Annotated in this window: 23 protein-coding genes and 1 other RNA gene; 12 read left to right on the top strand and 12 right to left on the bottom strand. The window is 33.9% G+C overall.

The features are described from left to right. Positions 1–2: 2 nt before the first annotated feature. The 3 genes from Q0893_RS14800 to Q0893_RS14790 are packed head-to-tail and all read left to right on the top strand — an operon-like array spanning position 3 to position 2,422. Positions 3–605, top strand: coding sequence for a hypothetical protein (locus Q0893_RS14800; RefSeq protein ID WP_299277048.1), 603 nt, complete (start codon positions 3–5; stop codon positions 603–605). Then, positions 583–1,680, top strand: a complete 1,098-nt coding sequence (locus Q0893_RS14795; protein WP_299277046.1) for a hypothetical protein — start codon at positions 583–585, stop codon at positions 1,678–1,680. Before Q0893_RS14800 ends, Q0893_RS14795 begins: the two co-directional genes overlap by 23 nt. A 25-nt stretch (positions 1,681–1,705) precedes the next feature. After that, a complete protein-coding gene (locus tag Q0893_RS14790) occupies positions 1,706–2,422 on the top strand; it encodes a head GIN domain-containing protein (protein WP_298902761.1) in 717 nt (238 codons plus the stop codon). Positions 2,423–2,492: 70 nt separating this feature from the next. Here Q0893_RS14790 and Q0893_RS14785 read toward each other — a convergent pair whose 3' ends face one another. From Q0893_RS14785 to Q0893_RS14775, 3 genes are all read right to left on the bottom strand, one after another. After that, positions 2,493–3,221, bottom strand: coding sequence for a hypothetical protein (locus Q0893_RS14785; RefSeq protein WP_299277044.1), 729 nt, complete (start codon positions 3,219–3,221; stop codon positions 2,493–2,495). A gap of 92 nt (positions 3,222–3,313) precedes the next feature. Next, a complete protein-coding gene (locus Q0893_RS14780; RefSeq protein ID WP_298902763.1) occupies positions 3,314–4,696 on the bottom strand; it encodes an MFS transporter in 1,383 nt (460 codons plus the stop codon). A gap of 69 nt (positions 4,697–4,765) precedes the next feature. Next, the gene (locus tag Q0893_RS14775) at positions 4,766–5,596 is read right to left on the bottom strand and encodes a M48 family metallopeptidase (RefSeq protein ID WP_298902764.1); all 831 of its coding nucleotides are present in this window, start codon (positions 5,594–5,596) and stop codon (positions 4,766–4,768) included. A gap of 162 nt (positions 5,597–5,758) precedes the next feature. On the opposite strand from Q0893_RS14775, the gene msrB reads away from it, so the two are divergent. The 3 genes from msrB (at position 5,759) to lpdA (ending at position 8,330) form a co-directional block, all read left to right on the top strand. Then, positions 5,759–6,241: a peptide-methionine (R)-S-oxide reductase MsrB gene (gene msrB / locus Q0893_RS14770; RefSeq protein ID WP_298902765.1), complete on the top strand. Its 483-nt coding sequence runs from the start codon at positions 5,759–5,761 to the stop codon at positions 6,239–6,241. Between the two features lie 101 nt (positions 6,242–6,342). Then, on the top strand, positions 6,343–6,897 hold the full coding sequence (locus tag Q0893_RS14765) for a DUF1572 family protein (RefSeq protein WP_299277039.1): 555 nt from the start codon (positions 6,343–6,345) through the stop codon (positions 6,895–6,897). A gap of 56 nt (positions 6,898–6,953) precedes the next feature. After that, complete coding sequence (gene lpdA / locus Q0893_RS14760) at positions 6,954–8,330, top strand: dihydrolipoyl dehydrogenase (protein WP_299277036.1); 1,377 nt, start codon at positions 6,954–6,956, stop codon at positions 8,328–8,330. A 53-nt stretch (positions 8,331–8,383) separates the two neighbouring features. Here the strand turns inward: lpdA and Q0893_RS14755 are convergent, their stop codons facing one another. The 5 genes from Q0893_RS14755 to Q0893_RS14735 form a co-directional block, all read right to left on the bottom strand. After that, positions 8,384–8,866, bottom strand: coding sequence for a hypothetical protein (locus tag Q0893_RS14755; protein WP_299277033.1), 483 nt, complete (start codon positions 8,864–8,866; stop codon positions 8,384–8,386). Positions 8,867–8,895: 29 nt separating this feature from the next. Continuing rightward, positions 8,896–9,315: a type II 3-dehydroquinate dehydratase gene (gene aroQ, locus Q0893_RS14750; protein WP_299277030.1), complete on the bottom strand. Its 420-nt coding sequence runs from the start codon at positions 9,313–9,315 to the stop codon at positions 8,896–8,898. Between the two features lie 76 nt (positions 9,316–9,391). Then, positions 9,392–10,024, bottom strand: coding sequence for a porin family protein (locus tag Q0893_RS14745; protein ID WP_298902773.1), 633 nt, complete (start codon positions 10,022–10,024; stop codon positions 9,392–9,394). A gap of 145 nt (positions 10,025–10,169) precedes the next feature. Continuing rightward, positions 10,170–10,757 carry an OmpW family outer membrane protein gene (locus Q0893_RS14740; protein ID WP_298902774.1) on the bottom strand — a complete coding sequence of 196 codons (588 nt, stop codon included), beginning with the start codon at positions 10,755–10,757 and terminating at the stop codon, positions 10,170–10,172. A gap of 184 nt (positions 10,758–10,941) precedes the next feature. Further along, on the bottom strand, positions 10,942–11,415 hold the full coding sequence (locus Q0893_RS14735; protein WP_298902775.1) for a transporter: 474 nt from the start codon (positions 11,413–11,415) through the stop codon (positions 10,942–10,944). A 253-nt stretch (positions 11,416–11,668) separates the two neighbouring features. On the opposite strand from Q0893_RS14735, the gene xerA reads away from it, so the two are divergent. Both xerA and Q0893_RS14725 read left to right on the top strand, forming a co-directional pair. Next, a complete protein-coding gene (xerA, locus tag Q0893_RS14730; protein WP_299277023.1) occupies positions 11,669–12,577 on the top strand; it encodes a site-specific tyrosine recombinase/integron integrase in 909 nt (302 codons plus the stop codon). A 60-nt stretch (positions 12,578–12,637) separates the two neighbouring features. Then, a complete protein-coding gene (locus Q0893_RS14725; protein WP_299277020.1) occupies positions 12,638–13,813 on the top strand; it encodes a PAS domain-containing sensor histidine kinase in 1,176 nt (391 codons plus the stop codon). Between the two features lie 31 nt (positions 13,814–13,844). Here the strand turns inward: Q0893_RS14725 and rny are convergent, their stop codons facing one another. The 4 genes from rny to Q0893_RS14705 form a co-directional block, all read right to left on the bottom strand. Further along, positions 13,845–15,422: a ribonuclease Y gene (gene rny / locus Q0893_RS14720; RefSeq protein ID WP_298902779.1), complete on the bottom strand. Its 1,578-nt coding sequence runs from the start codon at positions 15,420–15,422 to the stop codon at positions 13,845–13,847. Between the two features lie 54 nt (positions 15,423–15,476). After that, positions 15,477–15,602: non-coding RNA, 6S RNA (gene ssrS, locus Q0893_RS14715), on the bottom strand. A gap of 56 nt (positions 15,603–15,658) precedes the next feature. Continuing rightward, on the bottom strand, positions 15,659–15,952 hold the full coding sequence (locus Q0893_RS14710; RefSeq protein ID WP_298902780.1) for a cell division protein ZapA: 294 nt from the start codon (positions 15,950–15,952) through the stop codon (positions 15,659–15,661). A gap of 15 nt (positions 15,953–15,967) precedes the next feature. Then, positions 15,968–16,258, bottom strand: a complete 291-nt coding sequence (locus tag Q0893_RS14705; RefSeq protein WP_298902781.1) for a hypothetical protein — start codon at positions 16,256–16,258, stop codon at positions 15,968–15,970. 284 nt (positions 16,259–16,542) lie between these two features. Between Q0893_RS14705 and Q0893_RS14700 the strand changes: the two genes are divergently transcribed. From Q0893_RS14700 to Q0893_RS14685, 4 genes are all read left to right on the top strand, one after another. After that, entirely contained in the window at positions 16,543–18,234 is a 1,692-nt protein-coding gene (locus Q0893_RS14700) for a M23 family metallopeptidase (protein ID WP_298902782.1), read from the top strand. Between the two features lie 11 nt (positions 18,235–18,245). Next, entirely contained in the window at positions 18,246–20,723 is a 2,478-nt protein-coding gene (locus Q0893_RS14695) for a carboxypeptidase-like regulatory domain-containing protein (protein WP_298902783.1), read from the top strand. Next, positions 20,724–21,647, top strand: a complete 924-nt coding sequence (locus Q0893_RS14690) for a hypothetical protein (RefSeq protein ID WP_299277013.1) — start codon at positions 20,724–20,726, stop codon at positions 21,645–21,647. 82 nt (positions 21,648–21,729) lie between these two features. After that, the gene (locus tag Q0893_RS14685) at positions 21,730–23,571 is read left to right on the top strand and encodes a hypothetical protein (RefSeq protein ID WP_298902787.1); all 1,842 of its coding nucleotides are present in this window, start codon (positions 21,730–21,732) and stop codon (positions 23,569–23,571) included. Positions 23,572–23,574: the final 3 nt, after the last annotated feature.

The raw sequence follows: 23,574 nt of genomic DNA, 5'->3' as shown, positions 1-23,574 counted from the left end.
GTATGAAATCTATAAATAATGATAAGGATAAACTTATGAAAAAAGATACTATTAATAGCTTATTTGAAACATTGGAGGACAGTTTTGATGTGGAGCAGCCTAACACTGGTCATGAAATCAGGTTTTTAGGTAAACTTAAACAACTCAACAATCCAGTTGCAATAAGTGAGCCTAAGAAAACAATCAGTTATTGGAAACCTCTTTTGGCAGTTGCAGCATCAATACTGATATGCTTTAGCATTTTTACAGTGATGCAACAACAAGATTCGGAGTTAATGGATTTGGCGAGTGTATCTCCAGAATTATCTCAAACACAATCCTTTTTTACGGCAGCAATTGAGCAAGAATTAACCTTATTAGAAGCAGAACGTTCTCCAGAAACTGAACAAATGATTTATACCGCAATGAGAGAAATAAATACTCTTGAGGAAGAATATGAATCACTTAAAATAGATTTAACCGAAAGTGGAAACGATCAACGTGTTATCTATGCAATGATCTCCAATTTTCAAAATAGAATAAACGTTTTAGAAACTGTTTTAGAACACATAGAAGAAGTTAAAAAATTTAAAAACAACCAAAATGAAAACACAACTACTATATAAGTTAATATTCGCTTTTATTTTAATTCCGGCGATCTCATGTGCAAATAATGTCCATGATAAATGGAATGGAAAACATACCAAAGAAAAAACGATTAAAAAAGAATTTTCTGTAAGCTCGGATGCCACTTTAAAAGTTAATAATAGTTACGGAAACATAAACATTACAACCTATGAAGGTTCTACAATTTCAATTGAAGTTAAAATCAAAACCAATGGTAATAATCTTGAGAAGGTTCAGAAAAAACTAGACGATATTGATGTAGAATTTAATGCAACAAGTTCTATGGTTTCTGCAAAGACAAAATTTAGCAAGAACAAATCTAAGTCTATTTGGAATTGGGGCAAAAACAACAATGTAAATATGGAAATTAATTACATTATTAAAATGCCAATAACTAATAACGTTGACCTTAATAATGACTATGGAAGTATTGATTTAGACAAACTAGAAGGACGTGCATATATTAGTTGCGACTACGGAAAAATAACGACTAAAGGGCTTATGGCTAGCAATAACTCTATATCGTTTGATTATTCTAACAACTGTTACTTTGAATACATTAATAGCGGAAAAATCAATGCAGACTATAGTGGTTATACAGTGGGAAAAACTAAAAATCTAGATATCAATGCCGATTATACCAAGTCTGAAATTGAGCTGGCCGAAGATATTAATTATAACTGCGATTATGGTTCATTAAAAATTGGTAACGCAAACAACGTTGTTGGTAATGGTGATTATCTAACCTTAAGATTGGGGACTATTTATAAAAACGTAGGTATTAAGGCAGATTATGGTTCTATCAAAATTGAAAAAATGGCCGCAAATGCTGGAAACATAGATATCGAATCCGATTATAATGGCATCACTATAGGCTACGCTCCTGGTTATAATTTTAGTTTTGATATTGATTTAGAATATGCTTCATTACGCGATGCTAGTGATTTCGAATTTACTAAGAAACGTATCGAATCATCAGACAAGTATTACCAAGGTTACCATGGGAATGCCAATAGCGGAAATATGATAAGAATTAAATCTGAATATGGTAGCGTCACATTTAAAAGAAATTAAACACAACACAATAAAATTTAGAACAATGAAACATTCAATATTAATAATAGCAGCTTTATTGAGCTTTACGGTCTCTCAAGCACAATGGAAAAAAATAAAAGGCAACGGAAACGTAACAACAGTAACACGATCAACTTCAGATTACGATGTTGTAAAATGTGCTGGAAGTTTTGATTATATCCTCGTTGCTGGAACTGAAGGAAAAATCACATTAGAAGGAGAATCAAATCTCTTAGAATATATAGTTACAGAAGTGAAAAACGGAAAACTGGTTATTAAAACTCAAAAGGGTAAAAATTTAGACCCAAGTAGAAACAAAACGATTAAAATTACCATCCCATTTAAAGATCTTGATAAAGTATCATTATCTGGTTCAGGAGATTTATGGAATGAAGATAAGATAACATCAGATAATCTAGAGGTGTCGCTTTCAGGTTCAGGAGATGTTGTATTAGATGTGCAAACAAAGTATGTAGCTGGTAAAGTTACTGGGTCTGGTGATCTTACGCTTAAAGGTTCTACAACCGATTTAAAGGCTGGAGTTACAGGTTCTGGAGATTTTCATGGTTTTAATCTCAATGCTACTAATACAGACGTTGCTGTGACTGGGTCTGGTGATGCTGAAGTAGTTTGTAACGGAAACTTTAAAGCAAGAGTTACTGGGTCTGGTGATATAGAATATAGAGGAAATCCTACAAAGGAAGATACAAAGGTATCTGGATCTGGTAGTATCGAAAACTAGTTAGTACAACTTATAAAAAAAGCCACTAACGTTTAAGTTTAGTGGCTTTTTTTTATGTATGAGGTTTATATTATTGCTTCGTATATACTAAAGTTAAATCTTGTGTAATAATTATAGTTCCATCTTCATTTGAAGTTCCAAAACCTTCTGGAATTGTAATTGACAATTCGTTGCCACTTAATGTCCAATCTGTTGTTCCAAAGGCATCAGTAATCGATATTGTATTTCCAGATTGTATCCAAGTCATATTAGTATTTTCAACTTCATCAATACAATCAATTGTATATGAATACTCATCTGTAGTTCCAACAACAATTTCAAAAGTAATCTCAGCAAAAGATGTACTCATCGCTACTCCTGTACCATCATTATTAAAAACTATAGTCTCGTTATTATAGCAGTCCATTTCATCTAAAAAATTAGCACTACTCGTTCCATCATTATTAAGGTCTATTGGTTCTTCTCCTAACCATGCTGTAAGCAACCAAGTGCCTTCAACTTCAGTAGCTTCTGCATCATTTGTACAATCGCCAAGCGCATCAATAGCTGTTTGAAGTGATCCGTCTTCATCACCACATGCCTGTAATTGCGCTTCTAACGCATTACGATAAGCGATACATAATTGTGTATAATTATCATCATTTACACCTAAAAAATTTAAAGCAGCTTGAGCCGTATTAGCAATAGCTGTTTCACAGGTTAAGCCACCAGTTACAAAATCACCTTCAAGAGGTTCATCTTCACAAGACACAAATGTAAATACAACAGTGCAGATTAATAGAGTAAGTAATTTTTTCATAATACAATAAATTGGGTTTGTACAAACATACTAATTTATTTTAAGAGCCCTAATAAAAAAAAGTTCCTCAAAGTAAGGAACTTATATATTAACTATTTGTTTTCCTTTGGAACACGATATAACAATACAATACCCACAAAAAAGAAGATAAATAAAAACAATATAGCGTTACGCATACTACCAGTTATTTGGTCGATTGTTGCAAAAATCACCATTCCAATTACAATACCAATCTTTTCGGCAACATCATAAAAACTGAAATAGGATGTGGTATCATCCGTTTCGGGTAAAAATTTAGAATATGTCGATCGTGCCAATGCTTGAATTCCTCCCATAACGAGACCAACTAAAGACGCCGCTATATAAAATTGAACTGGAGTTTCCATAAAATAGGCATAAACACATAAGGACATCCAAATAAAATTGATAACAATGAGTGTTTTAATATTTCCGAATTTCGACGATGCTATAGAGGTTAAAACGGCTCCCAATATGGCTACAAGCTGAATCACCAAAATACTCACAATTAATCCTTGAGTTTTGGCATCAGAACTGCCCCATGCAATTTCTTCTTCTCCAAAGTATACGGCAACTAGCATAATGGTCTGTACTGCCATACTAAATACGAAAAAAGCAACGAGATAACGCTTTAAACGCAAGTTTTGTTTTAATTGATTCCAAACTAGTTTTAGTTCTTTAAGACCATTAAACACAACTGCCTTAGTAACTTTATGTCCGTTCGAAACACCTTTTGGTAATATATAAAATGTGTATTGGCTAAAAAGAATCCACCACAATCCAACCGTTACAAATGAAATACGCATGGCTTCCATAGACGCACTACCTTTTGCATCTTTTAAAGCCTCGGCAATTTGAGCCTCTGTTCCAGTTTCCTTTAAACTTTCAGAGATACTAATATCAAATCCAAACCAGTCTGGTTTCATAACCATAGCCAAATTTAAAAGTAGTAAAATAACACTCCCAATATATCCCATTGAAAAGCCTTTAGCACTTATGGCATCTTGCTGTTCAGGAAAAGCTATATCTGGTAAATACGAATTATAAAAAACCAAACTTCCCCAATAACCAATTAAGCCCATAAAATAAAATAGAAGGCTTAAATGAATATTATTGATACTAAAAAAATACAATCCAATACAGCCCAATCCACCAACATAGCAGAAAAACTTCATGAAATTTTTCTTATTCCCTACATAATCGGCAATACCAGATAAGATTGGAGATGTAAATGCTACAACTAGAAATGTAAAAGCCGTAACGTAGGTAATTAATGCGGTACTCTTAAAAACCATTCCAAAAGCGGGAACTGTTTTCTCTACCTGACCTAGAAATAACGCCGAATAAAATATTGGAAATATAGATGATGCAATGGTAAGAGTGTATACAGAATTTGCCCAATCGTAAAAAGCCCAAGCATTAAGCAGTTTTTTACTGCCCTTTTCTAGTTTAGCCATACTATAAAATTAAAAAAGCTGCCCTTTATTGGACAGCTTCTAAATTACTATAATTTTTAATCTTTACAATTAAAAATTACCTAAAGGTCTAAATGAGTCTACTCCAAACTTCTTGGCTTCAGCTCTGGCCTTTGGTGCCCATTGCTGTAAATTACTAATCCTAGTGTCGTTTGAAGGGTGTGTGCTTAAGAATTCTGGCGGAGCTTGTCCTCCACTGTTAGCTTTCATACGTTTCCATAATTCGGCGGCTTCATCGGGATTATATCCAGCGATCGCCATAAGGTATAATCCTATCTCATCAGATTGCGTTTCATGACTTCTACTAAAAGGTAACATTACCCCTACGTTACTTCCAACACCATACGCCTGATTAAAAATATTTCGTGTTTGCTCATCTTTAATAGCCACATTTCCAGCAACAGCTCCTAACTGCTGAAGCATTCCTGCACTCATACGCTGTTGTCCATGGTTAGCCAAGGCATGCGCTACTTCATGGCCCATAATTGCCGCAATGCCTGTTTCGTTTTGTGCTATAGGTAAGATTCCTGTATAGAATACAATTTTGCCACCTGGCATACACCATGCATTTACTGTTTTATCATTTACAAGATTGTATTCCCATTTATAATCTTCTAAATAGCCTTGATGTCCATTTGCATTTAACCAACGTTCTGCGGCAACAGCTATACGCTGACCAACGCGTTTAATCATTTCTGAATCGGCAGTACCAGTAATGACGTTGTTTTCAGTTAAAAACTGGTCATACTGCGCAAAAGCCGTAGGAAACAACTGAGAATTTGGGACTAAGGCCAAAGTCTTTTTTCCTGTAAATGGGTTTGTTGTACATGATAGAAATAATGCTAAAATACCAATAACAACTATATTGTTTTTAATGTTCATAATTTAGAGATTTTAAGTGTAAGCTAAATTTACAAAATGATTCTATTTATTATGACACAAACCTATGGAATTTTGTCACATCAAATTCAATTTTTATTGATAATAGTAAGTTCAAACTTTTTATTTCGACATAAAAAAAAATAAAAACCTTTATTTAACAACATGAAAAAGATTTTAGCATTACTTACGATTTCATTATTTTTTAGTTGCAACTCTTCTGCACAAAAAAAGGATATCAAAGAGACAAAAGTATATCCAGTGACAAAAACAGACGCCGAGTGGAAAAAAGAACTAACTAGCGAGCAATATTATGTATTAAGAAAGGCTGGTACAGAACGTTCTTTCTCTAGTCCGCTTAATAAAGAATATAGAAAAGGCACCTTTCATTGCGCAGGATGTAACACGGCTTTATTTAAAAGTGAACACAAGTTTGATTCTGGTACAGGATGGCCTAGTTTTGACCGAGAAATTGAGGGCAATGTAGAATATTCTGTAGATTACAATTTAGGATACGCAAGACATGAAGAACATTGTGCCACTTGTGGTGGACATTTAGGACACGTATTTAATGATGGCCCAAGAAAAACCACAGGAAAACGTCATTGCATTAATGGAGATGCTCTAACGTTCGTTCCGGAGAAATAGATTAATAATTCACATACTTATAGCGATATAAAATCTAACTATAGCAATATATAGTTCTAAAGATTTTGTATCGCTATTTTTATGGAACAAAATCAATTATTATGGAATATTCTTATTTAAGTAGTACGCTTAAACAATTTGAGTACTATAAGTCCTTAGGTGATAAAACAATGGATCAGCTTTCTTTTAAAGAACTACAACACGAGTTTGTAGAAGATTCAAATTCTATCGCTATAATAGTAAAACATATCGTTGGTAATATGCTGAGTCGATGGACTAATTTTCTTATCGAAGATGGCGAAAAAGCATGGAGGCATCGTGATAGCGAATTTGAAGATACGTTTCAAACCAAAGAAGAATTAAAACAGTATTGGAATAAAGGATGGGCATGTTTATTTGATGCCATAAGACCATTGTCTCATTCGAACTTAGAGCAAATCATTTATATAAGAAACCAAGGGCATACGGTCACAGAAGCCATAAACAGACAATTGGCTCATTACTCATATCATATAGGACAGCTTGTCTTTTTGGGCAAACTCCTCAAAGGAAAAGACTGGATGTCATTGTCAATTCCAAAAGGAAAATCTAGTACTTACAACCAAGAAAAATTCAGTAAAGAAAAAGGTCGTAGACATTTTACAGATGACCTTTAATATTACGATTAGGTTTTGTAACTTCGTAACCTTAAAATTTAGACAAAAATAGACTCATGAGTAAATACGATATTATAGTACTTGGTAGTGGTCCTGGAGGCTACGTAACAGCAATTAGAGCCTCGCAGCTAGGCTTTAAAACAGCTATTGTAGAAAAAGAAAGTTTAGGAGGTGTTTGCCTAAATTGGGGTTGTATACCAACCAAAGCTTTACTTAAATCTGCACAAGTTTTTGAATATTTAAAACATGCCGAAGATTACGGACTTACAGTAAAAGATGCTGGTCATGATTTTGATGCCGTTGTTAAACGTAGTCGTGGTGTTGCAGAAGGAATGAGTAAGGGTGTTCAGTTTTTAATGAAGAAAAACAAAATTGATGTTATTAAGGGCTATGGCACACTAAAAACCGGAAAGAAAGTTGAGGTTGATGGCAAAGACTATAGCGCAGATCATATTATCATTGCTACTGGTGCACGCTCTCGTGAATTGCCTAGTTTACCACAAGATGGTAAAAAAGTAATTGGTTATAGAGAGGCCATGACTTTAGAAAAACAGCCTAAGAAAATGATTGTTGTAGGTTCTGGTGCCATTGGTGTAGAATTTGCATATTTCTACAATTCTATTGGTACAGAAGTTACTATTGTTGAATATTTACCAAATATAGTTCCTGTTGAAGATGAAGATGTTTCTAAGCAATTAGAACGTTCATTTAAGAAAAGTGGTATCAAGATTATGACCTCTTCAGAAGTCACTAAAGTTGATACGTCTGGAACAGGGGTTAAAGCCACTGTTAAAACTAAAAAAGGCGAAGAAATATTAGAAGCCGATTTAGTCCTATCTGCGGTTGGTATAAAATCTAATATCGAAAATATTGGTTTAGAAGATGTAGGGATTGCTGTTGATCGTGATAAAATTTTAGTTAATGATTATTATCAAACTAACATTCCTGGGTATTATGCCATTGGAGATGTTACACCTGGTCAGGCTTTGGCTCATGTTGCCTCAGCCGAAGGTATTTTATGCGTCGAAAAAATTGCTGGACAGCACGTTGAGGCTATTGACTACGGAAATGTGCCAGGCTGTACATATTGTTCTCCAGAAATTGCAAGTGTAGGATTAACCGAAAAACAAGCCAAAGAACAAGGTATCGATATAAAAGTTGGTAAGTTTCCATTCTCGGCTTCAGGTAAAGCTAGCGCTGGAGGAAATAAAGATGGGTTTGTAAAGGTTATTTTTGATGCTAAATATGGCGAATGGTTAGGCTGCCATATGATTGGAGCTGGTGTAACCGATATGATTGCCGAAGCTGTTTTAGGTCGTAAACTTGAAACTACTGGTCATGAAGTACTAAAAGCTATTCACCCACACCCAACTATGAGTGAGGCCGTTATGGAAGCTGTAGCAGATGCCTATGATGAAGTGATTCACTTGTAAAATACTATATGATTAAAAAAAAATGCGATTCTAAAATGAATCGCATTTTTTTTTTAGAATTTATATCCAGCCCCAAGGAAGAGTCCATTTGGTGAAACCTCTGTAAAACCAACGACAAACTTCATATGAAGATCAAAGGACTCGGTAATATTAAATGCAGTTGCGATGTCTCCTCGTACCTTGAATTTGTTTGTAAAAAAATCGAAAAAATAGTTTAAACTTGGACCTGCCATAAAGTATAATCGCTGAGACAGCTTAAACTTAGCATAAATTGGTGCGTTTAAAAACTTAAAATCGCTCAAATTTATATACAACAATTCAGGCTGTAACGACACCGTATTATCTATATCAAAATCGGCAAAAATACCGCCATAAAATCCAGTTTCCGTGTCTATTGTATTTCCAAACTCAGCCTCTTTCACCTTAAAAAAAGTAAGGTTTAATCCACCCTTCACACCAAATTCAACATTAGACTGTGATGAGGCATAAAAGTTAGAAATTAAAGCACTAAGAACAATAAATACAATCTTTTTCATAGGATTATTTAAAATCTTCTAAGTTAATTTCAATCTAAAAAACTTTGAATTGCAAGTTCATAACTTTGCAACCCAAAACCTAAAACAACACCTCTTGCATTAGGAGAGATATAAGATTTGTGTCTAAATTCTTCCCTAGAAAACGTATTAGAAATATGTACTTCAATTACTGGAGTGCTTATTGCTTTTACAGCATCACCAATACCAATTGAAGTATGTGTATAGGCAGCAGCGTTTAAAATAATTCCATCATAATGATAACCTACCTCCTGAATTTTATCTATAAGTTCACCTTCAACATTAGATTGATAATGTTCCAAGGTCACATTTGGATACTTATTACTGATACGCTCAAAAAAGTCACTAAATGATAAATTACCATAGATGTTGGTTTCGCGTTTTCCTAACAAATTTAGATTAGGCCCATTAATGATGATGAGTTTTTTCATAGAGTAAAGATATTAAAATTTGGGCACAAAAAAACCGAAGCATATCACTTCGGCTTTAGCTGTATTTAAGAGTTTACTAGAGATTAGTAAAAATAAGACCAACATTAAAACTGCTTCTACCATTTCGTACTGAAGAGCCAAGGTTATTGGCAAAAATATCAGATAGACCCGATTGGGCATCATACTCTACAAACAGTTTTGTGTTTTCGGCAATATCAAATTTATGGCCAATTCCAAGAGCAATTCCAAAATCTGTTGAATTAAAAGCGTCCTTGACATCTGTCCCACCTCTGTCTTCTTCAGCGTTTAGAACAAACCCAATATATGGACCAAAATTTAAATACCATCTTCTGGTAGAACCAAAATGCCAATTAGCCATTACAGGCACAGTAAGGTAATTAACATTATAATCTGTGGTATACGACTCATTGGTATTCTCATTTTCAAAAAAACCATCACCCCAACCTTTTGAGTCATACAGAAGTTCTGCCTTGATTCCCCAGCGATTAGAAAAATAATACTCTCCTGAAACACCAAAGTTAACGCCTATTTTAGAATTCGTGCTATTTTCGGCACTAGATCCAACGACAACATTAGAAAGGTTTAACCCCAAGCCTACACCAAGTTCAAAATCACCTTTATCAGATTGAGCGTACATATTAAACACGCCTGATATTAAGAGGGCAGTGCATACAATTAATTTTTTCATATTAGATTTAAAGTTTATTGTTAGGCTACTAATCTAAGATTTTACTTACAAAGAATTGTGTAAAACATCGTAAAATTTTTAGAATTATGATATAAAAAAAACCGAGGGTATTGAACCTCGGTTTTTATGATATGATGTTAGTTAATTAGAATTTATAAGTTACTCCAAAATTAATATCAGATAAATCTAAGTTTAAACCAAAAGCATTAGCAGATTCTGCTCCATCTACATCTGGTTTAGCGCTTGCATATGATAAGGCTCCAATAGATGCTCTTAAAGCAAAACAATCTGATACGAAATAGTTAAGACCAGGGGCTACAGCGATAGCAAATGCATTCACTTTAGTCTCTGTACCTCCATTTGGCTCAAACTTGGCATTTGTATAAGCAACTCCTGCTCCTACAGTAAACGAAAATTGGCTAGCTGGTGTAAAGAAATAAGTTGCTCCTAACCCTGCACCAAAAGTTGATGTTTTATCATCATCAGCATCTTCCGATGAACCAATAATTAAGTTAGCCTCTAAAGCTATGTTTTCGCTAACAAAATAACCTACAGTTGGCATAAAATCAAATCTGTTTGTTTTAAAATCTCCTTCTTTTGTACTGTTGTACCCAACTGTACCAGAAACATAAACATCTCCTTTTTCAAAACCACCAGTAGTGTTTTCATCTTGAGCGTTTACGTTTGAAAATCCGAAAACTGCAACTGCAGTCATTAGTAATAATTTTTTCATAATTGTTAAGTTTAAATAATTTGGTTTTAATTTTATTTGGTCGGCAAACATAGAAGATAATTTTAATTCCTACAAGAAAAAACACATAAATTAACGCATTTCATCGATAATATCATGTATTTCAACGGATTATTGATAAAAAAAGGAAGCCCTAAGACTTCCTTTTTACTAAACTATACTTAGGTTACAAACCGAAATTCACACCCAAATTAACGGTTGAAAAGCTACCTCCATCAACACTAATACCTCTATAAGAGGCCGTTATCTGTGTATTTTCAGATACGTTATACCCAACCATCGGACGATAATAAAAACCTCCATCTCCATCGCCTACTGCAATTGCATATCCAAGATCTGCTCCTAATACAAAATCATCTGAAGCGCTATACCTTGCAGCACCAGCTAAAGGAATGTATTGGAAATCGTCTCCGTTAAGATCCGAATCCAAAACAGAATGGTTATAGCCAGTAGCAACACCTGCCTCAAACTCTTCAGATATGTCCCAGAGTGCGTCCAAATCTATTCCTACGTTAAACGTATACAAATCACCCGCATCACCTATAGGAAGACCTACGGTAACACCTGCACTGTAACTTTGAGCAAATCCGCTCGTTAATCCAAAAACTGCAACAACAGTTAATAACATTAATTTTTTCATAATATTTTATGTTTTAAAATTGATAGAATCAAATTAATTACTTTTCTTTTCGGTATTAAACAAAAATATTGATGTTATCAACAATTTTATAAACATTTCAACACAATATGCTAATTGTCAGGTGTTTAAAGAATACAGTTATTAACAATTTATTTTTTATCCGATAAATTAAACCGTAATTATTGCACTCTTAAATTAATATTTTGCAGTATTTTTAGCATTATAATTCTATTGAAAACATCAAATTAATCTCATGAAATGGCAGGCCGCGCTTAGCGATTATAAATACTATTTAAAAATAGAAAGAGGTTTATCTGCTAATTCTATTGCCAATTATGAATTAGATGTCCAAAAACTAATCAACTATCTAGATGTCAACAACATAACAATTTCTCCTGTAAAGATTGATTACGAAACTATTCAATCATTTATTTATGAAGTTTCAAGACAACTAAATTCTAGATCTCAATCTCGATTAATCTCAGGACTAAGAAGTTTTTTTGGTTACCTCGTATTTGAAGATTACAGAACGACTAATCCTTTAGATCATATTGAATCTCCAAAAATTGGTAGAAAACTACCGGATACGCTTTCTATTGATGAGATAGATGCGCTTATTAATGCCATTGATTTAAAAAGAGAGTTTAATAATGTAAGAATTGGAGAACGCAATAGGGCCATCCTAGAAACATTATACAGTTGTGGGTTAAGAGTTAGTGAGCTCATTAATTTAAAAATATCGGATTTATTTTTTGATGAAGGTTTCATAAAAGTTACTGGAAAAGGCAATAAGCAACGCTTTGTCCCAATAGGCTCTAACACACAAAACTATATTGCGATTTGGAAAGACATTAGAGCGCATATTAATATCGACAAGGACTACAAAGACACCTTATTTCTTAATAATAGAGGCAAGCAACTCACTAGAGCTATGATTTTCACAATCATTAAAAACCTTGCAAAAGCCATCAATTTAAACAAGACCATTTCGCCTCACACGTTTAGGCACTCATTTGCCACTCACCTTCTAGAAAATGGTGCCGATTTAAGAGCCATACAACTTATGCTTGGTCATGAAAGTATAACCACAACAGAGATTTATATGCATGTTGATCGCTCACACCTAAAAGACGTTTTAATGTCATATCACCCAAGGCAGTAATTTGTGTAAGATAATAGTGACATTTTTAAAACTATGGTGTCTTAATTTAAAATTGCACCTATGAAAATGCTATGGAAAAAAATAATAGGTTCTAAATCTAATAAAAAGACGTCTCCTAAAATTTCGACAGAAGAATTAAAATGGCAAATAGCCTTAGAAAATTCTCATGTTGGCGTATGGGATTGGGACTCAAGAACAGATAAAGTTTTTTATTCTAAAGAATCTAAGCAAATATTGGGTTATGACGACCATGAATTGACCAATTCTGCAATGGAATGGAATCGTAGAGTTCATCCTGAAGACAAAGAAACTTATTTTAAAGATTTCAATCTGCATATTAACGGTAAGTTGGATACTTATAGAAATGAGCATCGTATTTTATGCAAGGATGGTAAGTATAAATGGATTTTAGATAAGGGTAAAGTTGTAGACAGGGACAAGAATGGGAAACCTATCCGAATCATTGGGACTCACACAGATATCACATACAGAAAAAAGAGGGATGAGCAATCCGAAAAAAACCTTCAGCTAATTACAAGCCAGAACAAACGCCTTCACAATTTCACACATATTGTTTCACATAACTTAAAAACTCATATTGGTAACTTCAAAAATATACTGGAGTTTTACGATGAAGCAGAATCTGAAATTGAAAAACAAGAACTTATTACGCATTTAAATACAATTTCAGAAGCCTTAACATCTACTATTGTTGATTTAGACGATATCATAAGTATCAAATCAAAATCAAATACAAATGAACTCAATGAACGCGTAAACATTTTCAATTGTGCCGAAAAAGTAATTGATAGTTTAGAAATTGAAAGTGCAAATAATGAAGTAGCACTTTTTAATTCTATAAGAAAGGATGATTATTTAGTCGCAAATAGATCTTATTTAGAAAGTGTCATTTATAATCTCATCTCCAATGGGATAAAATACAAACATCCAAATCGTAAATCAAAAGTGATTTTGCAAACGATGCATACCAAGGATGCTTTAAAAATTTTGGTATCCGACAATGGTATCGGAATTGATATAGACAAGTTTAAAAACCAAATCTTCGAGATGTATCAAACATTTCATGGCACAAACAGAGATGATTCTCGTGGTGTCGGATTGTACATTACAAAAACTCAGGTCGAGGCTCTTGGCGGAACCATCGAAGTAGAAAGTGAACTCAACGTAGGCACAACGTTCATTCTACAGTTTAAAAAAATAAAGCACTCTACATAGAGTGCTTTATTTATAATATAACTGTATGCATTTATTTTGCAATATTTACAGCTCTAGTCTCTCTAATTACGGTCACTTTAACCTGACCAGGATAGGTCATATCTGTTTGAATCTTCTGAGAAATCTCAAAAGATAAATTCGCTGCCTGTTCATCTGAAACTTTTTCGCTTTCTACCATAACGCGTAATTCACGTCCTGCCTGAATAGCATAAGCCTTATTAACACCGCTAAATCCAAATGCCACTTCTTCAAGATCTTTAAGACGTTGAATATAAGAGTCCAATACTTGACGTCTTGCTCCAGGCCTTGCTCCAGATATAGCATCACAAACTTGAACAATAGGCGATAATAATGTGGTCATCTCTATTTCATCATGGTGGGCTCCAATAGCATTACATACTTCAGGTTTTTCTCCGTGCTTTTCTGCCCATTGCATTCCTAAAATAGCATGTGGAGTTTCCATGTCTGCCTCAGACGACGGTACCTTTCCTATATCATGTAATAAACCAGCTCGTTTTGCTAGCTTTGGATTTAGTCCTAATTCGGCAGCCATAACACCACAAAGTTTTGCTACTTCACGTGAATGCTGTAATAAGTTTTGGCCATAAGACGAACGATACTTCATACGCCCAACCATTTTAATCAATTCTGGATGTAATCCATGAATTCCTAAATCAATTACAGTACGTTTACCAACTTCGGCTATTTCTTGTTCAATTTGTTTTTGTGTTTTTCTAACAATTTCTTCAATTCGTGCAGGATGTATTCTTCCATCAGTCACTAATTTGTGGAGTGATAGACGGGCTACTTCCCTTCTTACAGAATCAAAGCATGACAAAATAATAGCTTCTGGCGTATCATCAACAATAATTTCTACACCAGTTGCGGCTTCGATAGCACGAATATTACGACCTTCTCGACCAATGATACGTCCTTTAACATCATCAGATTCGATATTAAATACAGAAACGCAATTGTCTATCGCTTCTTCCGTACCTATACGCTGAATTGTATTAATTATGACTTTCTTAGCCTCTTGTTGTGCCGTTAACTTGGCTTCCTCAAGAGTATCCTGAATATAGCTCATCGCATCGGTTTTAGCCTCACCTTTGAGAGATTCCACCAATTGAGATTTTGCATCTTCGGCAGATAAACCAGAAATAACTTCAAGTTGTTTGATTTGGCTTTTATGCGCTTTTTCTACCTCGTCTTTCTTTTTTTCAAGGAACTCTAGTCTAAAATTGTAGTCTTTTATTTTATCATCTAAAGATTGATTTGCCTTCTTGTTTTTAGCTAATTCACTCGATATCTGCGACTCCTTGTCTCTAGTTCTTTTTTCGGCTTCAGCCATTTTTTTGTCGCGAGACAAAATTACTTTCTCATGTTCTGCCTTAAGCTCAATAAATTTTTCTTTCGCCTGAAGAATTTTATCTTTTTTGATAGTTTCTCCATCATTCTTGGCGCTTTTTAAAATTGAATTCGCCTCAGATTTCGCATTTTTTATAAGTTTCGAAGCATTATTTTTCTCTAATGTTTTTGCTATAATATATCCTAGTACTATGCCCAGTACTACGCCTCCAACAATCATTAAAATTGTATTCGTATCCATGTTTAGTTAGTGTTTATATATAAAAAAAGCCTACATCAGTTTTGGATTCTGTATAAACTCCTTAAAAACAAGTTTAGGGCTAACAAGCTGATCAAAAATCTGCCCAAATATTAAATACATAATATTAGCAGCACGGTTTTACAACTTCAACTCACCCTTTTTAAAGAATTAACGTTGAGTTTATCAAAAATAAATAACTAATGTAGGCAGTAACCTATTGTTTATTTTAAAGAACGTTACGCACTTATATGTTCGTGAAGTAATTGATTTAAAGCATTGAGCTTTTCTTCAACTTCTTCACTTACATTGGCTTTATCTATTGTTTTCTGTTCTACTTGAGATGCAAACTGCAAAGCACACATGGCTAAAACATCTTGTTTATCTCTCACAGAATAGTTTTGCTCAAACTGACTAATCATGGCTTCAATCTTTTTTGCCGCTTTACGCAATCCTTCTTCCTGGCTTGGCGCAATCGTTAGAGGGTATACTCTATTTGCTATAGATAGCTTTATTTTAAGCTGTTCTGCCATTTTACGTCGTTTACATTACTCAGATAATTGCGCAATACAATGATCAATATCTCTAATTAATGTGTTTATTTTGAGCTTTGTTTCTCTGTTATTCTCGTCACTGCCCAGTAATGAATTTGCCATTTTGAGTGATTCGTATTTTTCTACCCAAGAACTTAATTCTTCTTGTTGTTGGATATTCTTTTGTTGTTGTATTGCTAATTCTTCGGAAATCTTAGCATTAGTTTGCTTTAAAACTTCAAGTTTATGCAAAACTTTACTGATTTTGTTCTCTAAAGAATCTACAATATCTTCAATTTTACTCATTTACAAATTTCAATACTGATGTAACAAAGTTAACATACTATGTGAAAAATCGCAATTGTTTTTCTATTAATTTTGAAATTTATAGAACTTCTTTAGTGATAATGCCTAATGGTTAACAATTTAGAATTGAGCATCACACCTTTTTTACAAGTTTTTGTTTATTATTTTCACTTTTTTTCTGATATTCACTGGCAAATAGAAAAATGGCGTATATAGAATATTTTCTATATTCAATTTTAATCAATATTTTTACGTTATATAATCACCAGCGTAAAAAAGCACTTATGAAATACCTAATATTACTTTCTTTTGTTATTACATTTTCTTTCGGACAGGCCCAAAACCCATATCCACAAGATTATTTTAGAAACCCATTAGACATAACCCTTGTTCTTTCTGGTACCTTTGCAGAACTCCGTTCAAATCATTTTCATTCTGGACTAGATATTAAAACACAACAACGTACAGGTTTAAAAGTATACGCTGCCGCTCAAGGCTATGTGAGTCGCATCAAGGTGTCTCATTATGGTTACGGTAAAGCCCTGTATATTACACATCCAAATGGCTATGTGAGTGTTTACGCCCACTTAGATAAGTTTTCTCCTAAAATTCAGAAATATATAAAGGCGTGTCAATACGAAAAAGAAAGTTATGAAGTTGAGATGTTTCCATCAGTAGATGAATTGCCTATTTCTCCAGATGAGGTTGTTGCTTTTTCTGGAAACACCGGAGGTTCTGGAGGTCCGCACTTGCATTTTGAAATTCGGGATAATGAAGAACGCCCAATTAATCCGCTTCTATTTGGTATAGATATTAAAGATACGAGAACGCCTTTCATTTTGGCTGTGCACGCTTATACTAAAAACGAAAACGCTCATGTAGATGATCATAAAAAGCGAAAAGAACTACGGTTAATTCCTCATAAAAATGGCGATTACAGCACAGAACCAGTCGAAGCCTTAGGCGACATAGGATTTGGTATTGTGAGTTACGATAAACAGGATTTAGCAAATAATAAAAATGGCATAAGCAACATCCAAACCTTTTATAATGGTAATAAAAATTTCGAAATGGATTTCAAACGATTTAGTTTTGCCGAGTCAAAACACATCAACCGTTTTATTGATTTCGAAGTCTACAAAGAAAAAAAATCTAGAATACAAAAACTATTCGTCCAATCTGGCAACAGCCTTAGCATGTTAAAAGATGTTGATAATAATGGGTATGTAACAGTGGAAGACAGTACAAATACGGTTTATAAAGTGCGTGTTAGAGATTTTAAGGGTAATGAATCTTGGTTGTCGATTCCTATTAAAGGGCGACCAGCTAAGGAGGTTTTAGAAGCGCCAGAATTAAAACCTAATCATTACATTCAAGCAGATCAAATCAATGAATTAGAAGACGGAAATGTCGCTGTCTATTTTCCTAATAAAACGTTTTATGAAGATTTCTATATTGATTTTGGAATCGATAGTGATACCTTAAATTTACACAAAGACATTGTGCCGCTAATGAAAAGCTATACCATTACTTATGACATTAGCAACTATAGCGATGAAGATAAAGACAAATTATTTATTGCCAAATTATACGGTTATTACAAAAATCCAAGTTATATAAGTACAAAACGTCTTGGTGATAAATTATCAGCCAGAACAAAATCATTAGGAACCTTTGCTTTAGCAAGAGATACTATTGGTCCCACCATTAAACCTAAAAATTTTCAAGATGGCAAATGGTTGAGTAAACTTAATTACCTTAAAGTAAAAATTGACGACGATCTTTCTGGTATTAGTAACTATAGAGCCACCATCAATGGAAAATGGATTTTAATGGAGTATGATTACAAAAAAGATACGTTAACTTATGACTTTGGCGATAACATTAATACAGAGACCGAAAATAACCTTAAAATAATTGTTACGGATAATGTTGGAAATAGTACTACATTTGAAGCAACCTTTTTTAGAAAATAAAAAATAACCTTTTGAAGCTAAATATTACACTACTCATTGCCTTATTAGGCTTTTCATTCTTAGGAATATCTCAAACTGCTACCATTAGAGGCATCATTTTAGATGAAGGAAAATTACCAATATCAGGTGTTAACATCAAAGCTGGTAGTGATGGAACAACAACAAATGATAACGGATTTTATATCCTAAAAATCCCTGCAAATACAGATGTTACCATAATCTATACTCATATAGGGCACAAACGAATTGAAGCTACTTTCAATCTAAAGAATGGTCAGGAGATAGAATTCAATCCTGTAATGAGTGTAGAAATAGAGCAAATTGCTGCAGTGGTGATTAATGGCAACACAAGACAGTCTGTTGATGGTGTAACCACGATTACACCAGAAATAATAAGAACTGTAAAAGGAGCCAATCCAGGTGTTGAAAATTTATTAAAAACATTACCTGGAGTTAATATATCTAATGAATTGAGTACCCAATACTCTGTTCGAGGAGGAAACTTTGATGAGAACTTGGTTTATGTGAATGAGATAGAAGTGTATCGTCCATTTCTAATTCGTTCCGGACAACAAGAGGGTTTGAGTTTTGTAAATACAGACATGGTACAAAACGTAGATTTTTCCGCTGGTGGATTTCAAGCTAAATATGGCGATAAGTTATCTTCAGTATTAGATATTACTTATAGAAATCCAGTTCGTTTCGGAATACGTGCAGATGCTAGTTTGCTTGGTGGAAGTATTACGGCCGAAGCTGCAAGCAAAGACTCCAAATTCTCTGGCATTGTAGGTTTACGTTATAGAGACAACAGTCTTTTAATTAACTCATTAGAAACTGAAACTAATGTAAATCCAGTATTTGCAGATGCTCAAACTTATTTAACTTATAAGTTTAGCGATAAGTTTCATTTGAATTTCCTCGGAAATGTCTCTTTAAATAAATATAATTTTCAACCTAAAAATAGACAAACCAATTTTGGTACCCTAGATGAACCTGTAGCGCTTTTAGTCTTTTATGAAGGGCAAGAAAAAGATCAATACCTCACAACGTTTGGGGCTTTTAAAGCCAACTATTTTGCAAGTGATGATCTTACTCTAAAATTAATTGCATCGGCTTATCATACTACTGAAGAAGAATACTTCGATATTTTAGCTCAATACAGATTAGGTGAAGTAAATAGTAGTATTGGGGATGAAAATTTAGGGGAAGTTGAGTTTTCAGAAGGTATTGGATCTCAACTTACACATGCAAGAAATGATTTGGACGCCGTTATTGTTAATATAGAGCATAAAGGTGATTATAAATTAGATGAGGAAAGCACACTAGAATGGTCTGTAAAATATACACATGAAGATATTAGAGACCGATTAGTAGAATGGGAAGTTATTGACAGTGCAGGTTTTTCAGTAAGGCCACCTATTTTTGATATCCCTAACAACCAACCTTACGAACCATTTGAAGGCCCTCTAGTAGCTTTTCAAAATGTAAGAGCTACCAATGCGGTTCAAATTGACAGGCTTCAAGCCTATGCGCAATGGAGTAAAAGATCTATGCTTGGGAGTAACGAAGTGTTTTATAATGCAGGTATTAGAGTTCATAACTGGACTGTAAATAGTGATATACCAAATCAAAATGGTGTCTCCTCCTCTACTCAAACCGTGTTTAGCCCTAGAGCACAATTTGCCATTAAACCTAATTGGGAAAAAGACATGTTATTTCGTATTGCTGGAGGTCTATACTATCAACCGCCTTTCTATCGCGAATTAAGAGATTCATCCGGAACGGTTCAACCTAATGTAAAGGCCCAAAAATCGTTTCATATTGTCGTAGGAAATGAATATAGTTTCGAAATGTGGGATCGTCCATTTAAATTGGTGTCTGAAGCCTATTATAAAGGCTTGAGCGATGTAAACCCTTATACATTAGAAAATGTAAGAATTCGATATCGAGCAAGAAACAATGCAAAGGCGTACGCTTATGGTGTTGATTTCCGTCTTAATGGAGAGTTCGTTCCTGGTACCGAAAGTTGGTTTAGTTTCGGGTACTTAAAAACCGAAGAAAACATTGATAACCGAGGTTATATCTCTAGACCAACAGATCAACGACTGAAGTTTGGTGTACTTTTTCAGGATTATGTCCCAAACATTCCTGATTTAAAAATGTATTTAAACCTTGTTTATAACACGGGAGTCCCAGGAGGTTCTCCAAGCTATGCAGATCCTTACGATTTCCAAACTCGTCTTCGTGACTATAGACGTGCCGACTTAGGAATTTCATATGTAATCGTTGATAAAAACAAAACCTACACTTCTAAGTGGAAACAAAAATTTAAGGAACTAACTGTAGGTATTGAGATTTTTAATATGTTCAATGCTCAAAACACCATCACCAATACTTGGGTTCGTGATGTGTATAGCAAACGTCAGTTCGCTATTCCTAATTTCTTAACACCGCGTGTATTTAATGTAAGACTGTCTACGCGATTTTAAATGACATTTTTAAAATATCTTATACTATGTAGTTCTTTGCTGGGCTTTTCCCAAGAAACAGTCTTTAAGTTTACTGTGAACCAACTCAATAAAGAATTAAACATCTATGCCACCCAATCTGCTCATGGAGCAGAAAACTTTGCTGTAAAAGATTTAGAATTGTCCGAGATAGAAATGCAAATCTATTTTGAAAAGGAAGAACAAATAACCAGTACAGATTCAATAAGTATGTACGCTGCGATCTCCATTACACAAAGTAAAATCAATGCGCTTCTTTTTATATTAATGGGAAACAAAGAAACTGCTAAACACGATTTAAGACATGTTATAAATGATGAACTTGCCATTGTCAAATCTGAAGATAATAAGCTCTACAACTTCTCTTTAGATCAAAAAACAGGTGGTTCATACAGAAGTCGAATCTCATGGATGTACTACTTGGAAGATCATGCTTATATCGATATAAGTTCCTCTTTTGACTCTGACGACAATATGAATTCAGATTCCATATTTTTTCCTGATGGTTATCATGACATTAAAACGTTTAATAGTCATAATAAAACTTGGTATCTGCTTTTTGGGAGCGTTAGAGGCTGTGGCGCTTGTTTTGAAGAGTACGTTACCCTTACCCATTTTGAAGACAATACGCTTCAATTAGACTTTGAATACTCGGTTGTTTCTCGCGTAGCTGAACAACGAATTTTCTATGAAGCCTTTAGTAAGTCCCTGTCTGTTTTCTATGATACAGATGACTTAACCACTGATTGTTATTGTGAAGATCAAGATTTGAATAATCGAATTTATGAAGAAGATGACACTGAAGATATTCAGGAGTCATCTACATATTCTTGCAGTTGTTTATTCGAATTCTCCAAGGATACCTTCAAACTTTTAAAGCAATGCGCAGAACGGATTAAAGGTTAAAGAACTCCTATTCTTTCTTATCATTTCAAAAAGACTTATTTTTATAGATACTATTAGCTATCAACCATTTAATAAGTTCACAATGCGCATCAACAAATTTTTCTGTGCTATCATCTGTTTCTTTACTTATGCCTTATGTAATTCTCAAAACGACATTTATAGCGAGGCAGATTTAGATAGTATTTACAAGCGCTTTAAAGCAGATATGGGAAGTGCCAATACAGATGCCTCTTTTTTCAAAACCTTAGACCTTTCAATACAACATATTAAAACTGATACTACTGCGGCTCTGCTATATCACAAGTTTGCTAACCTCAGGTTAAATATGGGCCATTGGGATAGCATTGCCGAACAAATGCATCAAAATGGATACGATCGGTTGAAATTGACACAATACCAGTGCAAATTGGTAATAAGCCAGTTTAATCTAATACGGTTTTCTTTATTTCAAGATGAACCTGAAACTTTAGATCGTGCGAAACACAGCCTAGAAATCGCCAAAAAATGCGGTGAGTTAAAGCAAATTGCACATGCACAATCTTACATTGGAGCCGCATACATTAATTTAAGTGATTATAAAAATGCGTTAACAAACCTATTGGAATCTGAAAAAAACTACACCGCTATTAATGATTCAACAGGTATTGCGATGGTGAACTTAGATCTTGCTATCGTATACACTCACTTTCAAGAGGATTTAAAATCTATTGCTGCAACGAAAAAAGCTGCTATGATTTATAAAAAAGAAGGCAGACCCATGAATTATGCTGTTTCTTTAATTGATATGTGTTCGTCCTATTTAGACATCAAAGAAACAGACAGCGTTTTAAAATACTTACCTATTGCTCATAAAATTGTTGAAGATAAGCATCAGCTTGCTAATGCGTACGTGCATCAACATTATGGCAACTTATATGGGCAATTAGAAAAATATGATGATGCCATCTCTCATTTAGAAACCAGTCTTGAAATCAATAAGACCATCGAGGATAGAAGTTTAAATGTTAATTTGTACAACTTTCTGGTTAACAACTACAAGAAAAAGGGTGACCTTAATATCGCATACAATTATGCCCTTAAATCTGATTCGGTTTCTAAACTAATTGACGATAAGTATGAGAAGCTAAAAAGTTTATTAACATTAGCAAATACGAGTTATGATGTTAATAAGTACCAGCAAAGTCGTGATGCATTTCTAAATTACATCAAACTAAAAGACAGTGTTTTAGGCTCTGAAAAACTAAAAGAAATTGCAGCTTTAGAAAAGTTCTACGAGGCTGAAAAACGCGAAAATCTGATAAAAATTCAGCAACAAGAAAACGATCTTTTAAGCACCAAGAATACGGCCAGCAATAACCGAAACATTGCCTTAATTATTTCATTGCTTCTATTAGCAGTACTAGCTTATGCCTTGATCAATAAATTTAGACTAAAAGCATCAAAACAAGAAACACTAACAAAAGTTAAGGAACTAGAAAACGATAACCTTAACCAAAAAATAGAATATCAAAAAAGAGAACTTGCTTCTAAAGCCTTACATATTGCTCAAAAAAACGAAATGTTACTTGAGCTCAAACAAGACTTAACAGCCATAAAAAAAGATAGTAGTAATACTACTAAGGTAAATCACCTCATTAGCAAGTTGCATATAGATAGACAAATAGACGACAACTGGGAACAATTTACGAATCAGTTTATTGAAATGAACCCTGATTTTTATAAAAACATAACTCATCTTTATAGCAACCTTACCAAAAATGATATTAGACTCATTGCGTTATTAAAAATGAAATATGATTCAAATTCAATTGCTTCTTTATTAAACATTTCGTTAGAAGGTGTAAAAAAAGCACGTTATAGACTTCGTAAAAAACTCAACCTTGCTTCCGAAGAGAATCTTGAAAAACACATTATGAGTTTCTAATAT

The organism is uncultured Psychroserpens sp. (assembly GCF_947494225.1).
In the GTDB taxonomy this organism is placed as follows: Bacteria; Bacteroidota; Bacteroidia; order Flavobacteriales; family Flavobacteriaceae; genus Psychroserpens.
This window is presented reverse-complemented; position numbering and strand designations above follow the sequence as displayed.